The organism is Streptomyces cavernae (assembly GCF_004023625.1).
Classification (GTDB): Bacteria; Actinomycetota; Actinomycetes; order Streptomycetales; family Streptomycetaceae; genus Streptomyces; species Streptomyces cavernae.
In genome coordinates this window covers 1-3,931 of record NZ_RPDJ01000102.1, presented here as the reverse complement: position 1 = coordinate 3,931, position 3,931 = coordinate 1, and the positions used below count along the sequence as shown (strand labels likewise).

The 3,931-nt window shown below is 71.5% G+C and carries 1 protein-coding gene; it reads right to left on the bottom strand.

The annotated features are described in order from the left end of the window. Positions 1 to 3,931: type I polyketide synthase (locus tag EF387_RS46250; RefSeq protein WP_128382561.1), on the bottom strand; the 3,931-nt coding region annotated here is incomplete at both ends.

Sequence of the window (3,931 nt, the reverse complement as noted above, 5' to 3'; positions counted from 1 at the left end):
CCGCGGCGATCTCCCCCTGCGAATGACCCACCACCGCAGCCGGCCGCACACCGAACGACTCCCACACCGCCGCAAGCGACACCATCACCGCCCACAACACCGGCTGAACCACATCCACCCGATCCAACCCCGGAGCACCCTCGACAGCCCGCACCACATCCAGCAGCGACCAGTCGACGAACTCGCTCAGCGCGACCGCACACTCACCGAACCGGGCGGCGAACACCGGCGAAGCATCCAACAACTCCACCGCCATCCCCACCCACTGCGCCCCCTGCCCCGGAAACACAAACACCGACTTGATGGCGTCCCCGGGGTTCTCGGCAAGGCCACGCGCCATCGCCGCGGGCTGCTCACCGCGCGCGACGGCCCGCAAGGCGGCCAGCAGTCCATCGCGGTCGGCGCCTACGACCACCGCACGCTCCTCCAGCGCCGCACGCCCACTCACCAGCGAATGGGCGACATCGACGGCCTTGAGGCCACCACCCTCCACGGCCGACACCAACCGCTCCGCCTGCGCCCGCAGAGCCGCCTCCGAACGCGCCGAGAGCAGCAGCGGAACCACCACATCGTCGACCGGGGTGTCGGCGGCGTCCTGCTCAGCTTCCGCGCCCTGCTGAGCTCCCTCGTCCCGCTCCGCTTCCGCTTCCGCGTCCTGCGGCACCTGCTCCAGTACGACATGCGCGTTGGTGCCGCTCACGCCGAAGGACGAGACACCCGCCCGCCTCGGATGTCCGTTCTCCTCCCAAGTCCGGGCCCGGGAGAGTACCTCGACCGCGCCGGCCGACCAGTCCACGAACGGCGACACCTCATCGGCGTGCAGCGACCTCGGCAACACCCCGTACCGCATGGCCTGCACCATCTTGATGACCCCGGCCATACCCGAAGCAGCCTGCGCATGACCGATGTTGGACTTCACCGACCCCAGCCACAACGGCCTGTCCTCGGGCCGGTCCTGACCGTACGTCGCCAGCAACGCCTGCGCCTCGATCGGATCACCCAACTTCGTGCCCGTACCGTGCGCCTCCACCACATCCACATCCGCCGCCGACAACCCCGCATTCGCCAACGCCGCCCGGATCACCCGCTGTTGGGACGGACCACTCGGAGCGGTCAACCCGTTCGACGCACCGTCCTGATTGATCGCCGAACCACGCACCACCGCCAGCACCCGGTGCCCGTTGCGCCGCGCGTCCGACAACCGCTCCAGCAGGACCATGCCGACGCCTTCGGCCATCCCCATGCCGTCGGCGTCTGCGGAGAAGGGCTTGCAGCGGCCGTCCGTCGCGAGCCCGCGCTGGCGGCTGAAGCCGATGAGGCCGATGGGCTCGCCCATGACTGCGGCACCGCCGGTGAGCGCGAGCGAGCAGTCGCCGGAGCGCAGCGCCTGGACGGCGAGGTGCAGGGCGACCAGCGCGGAGGAGCAGCCGGTGTCCATGGTGACTGCCGGGCCTTCGAGGCCGAGGGTGTAGGCGATGCGGCCGGAGGCGATGCTGGTGACGGTCCCCGTGATCAGGTGACCCTCGAGTCCCTCGGGCACCTGGGAGTGGGAGCCGTAGCCCTGGTGCGAGACTCCGACGAAGACGCCGGTGGAACTGCCGTGGAGGCTGTGCGGGTCGATACCGGCCCGCTCCAGCACCTCCCAGGAGGTCTCCAGCAGCAGGCGCTGCTGCGGGTCCATCGCGAGGGCCTCACGCGGCGAGATCCCGAAGAAACCCGCGTCGAACTCCGCCGCGTCGTGCAGGAAACCACCCTCGCGGGCGTAGGTGGTACCGGCCCGGTCCGGATCGGGGTCGTAGAGGTTCTCCACGTCCCAGCCGCGGTCGGTGGGCAGCGTGGACACGGCGTCGGTCTCGTCGAGGACCAGCTTCCACAAGTCGTCCGGCGAGGTGACACCGCCGGGGAAACGGCACCCCATGGACACGATGGCGATGGGTTCGTCGTCCTGCGCGGCGGCCACGGGGGTGACGAGGGCCGGCAAGGAGTCGGCCGGAGTGTCCTCGGGGACGAGACTGGTCCGCAGGAAACGGACGAGGTCGCGCACGTTGGGGTGGTCGAAGACGATCGTCGCCGGAAGTCCCAGACCGGTGGCGGAGTTGAGACGGTTGCGCAGTTCGACAGCGGTGAGCGAGTCGAAGCCCAGCTCGCGGAAGGCTCGGGTGACGGCGATGTCCGCGCCGTCCGCGTGTCCGAGGACTCCGGCCACCTCGCCGCGGACCAGGTCGGACAGGACCCGGTCGCGCTCGGGGTCGGGCATGCCGGCCAGCTCCGCGCGGAGGGTGTCGGCGCGGCTGACCGCACTCGCGACGACGGCCTCGTCGGCCTTCATCGCCTCGGCGACCTCCGGCACCTCGTGGAGGAGCGGTCGCGGGTGTGCGGCGGTGAAGACCGGGACGAACCGCTCCCAGTCGATGTCGGCCACGGCGAGGAACGTGTCGTCGTGGTCGAGTGCCTGCCGCAGTCCGTCGACGGCCAGTTTCGCGTCCATGAAGGGGATGCCGCGCCAACGCAGCTGCTCACGGACGATGTTGACGGCCATCCCGCCGCCCTCGGGGCTCCAGATGCCCCATGCGATGGACGTGCCGGTCAGGCCGCGGGCACGACGCTGGTCCGCGAGCGCGTCGACGTAGGCGTTGCCGGCGGAGTAGGCGCCGTGGTCGCCACTGCCCCAGGTACCCGCGACCGAGGAGTAGAGCACGAACGCGTCGAGGCGGTCGTGGTCGAAGAGGGCGTCGAGGTTCGCCGCTCCGAGGACCTTGGCGCGCAGTCCCTCGGCGAAGAAGTCCAGGTCCGTCTCGGCGAGCGGCGCCAGCATGCCGACCCCGGCGGTGTGCACGACGGAGCGGATGGCGGGGCCTTCCGTCTCGACCTGTTCGACGAGCCGGGCCAGGGCCTCGCGGTCGGCGACGTCGCACGCGGCGATGGTCACGCGGCAACCGAGAGCGGTGAGTTCGTCGCGCAGTTCACTGGCACCGGGTGCGTCGAGGCCGTGTCGGCTGGTGAGCACCAGGTGCTCCGCGCCGCTGCGGGCGAGGAGGCGCGCCGCGTGGCCGCCGAGCCCTCCTGTGCCGCCGGTGACCAGGGCGCTGCCGCTGGTGCTCCATGTCCGCGCGGCCGGGCGGCCGGTCAGCGGGGCTCGGACCAGACGGCGGATGTAGGTACCGGACGGGCGCAGCGCGATCTGGTCCTCGTCGCCGGCGGCGGCGAGGGTCGACACGAGTGCGGCTCCGGTGCGCTGGTCGAGCTCGGCGGGCAGATCGAGGAGGCCGCCCCACAACTTGGGCTGTTCCAGGGCGATGACCCGGCCGAGGCCCCAGACGGTGGCCTGGAGCGGGTGCCGTACGGGGTCGTCGGCGACGCCGGTGGTGGCCGACTCGGTGGTCAGCAGCCACAGCCGGGTGTCGGTCCCGGCGTCGAGGAGTCCCTGGAGGAGGGCGACCGACTGGGCGAGGCCGACGGTGGGACCGTCGTGGCCGGGCGCGGGGCGCTCGTCGAGGGCGAGGAGGGACACCACTCCGCGTATGGGCGTGGAGGCGTCGGCGGCGACGATGTCCGTCAACTGCTGTGCGACGGCGGCCCGGTCGAGGTCCGTCTCGCTCATCACCAAGGGGACGGTCGCGGCCCCGGCCTCGACGAGGAGGCGGGTCACGGCCTGGACGACCGTGTCGTCCTGGTGGGTTTCGGGGACGACGAGGAGCCAGGTGCCGTCGAGGGCTGTGGTGGGCGTGGCGTGTTCGGGTTGGGGCCGCCAGACGACGCGGTAGCGCCAGTTGTCGAGCGTCGAGCGGGCTCGCCTGCTGCTGTGCCAGGCCGACAGGGCCGGGACGACCGCGTCCAGGGACTCCACGTCCGTCAGCCCGATCGTGCGAGCGAACTCCTGCAGGTCACCGTCCTCGATCGTCTTCCAGAACGCCTCGTCCACCGGATCGAC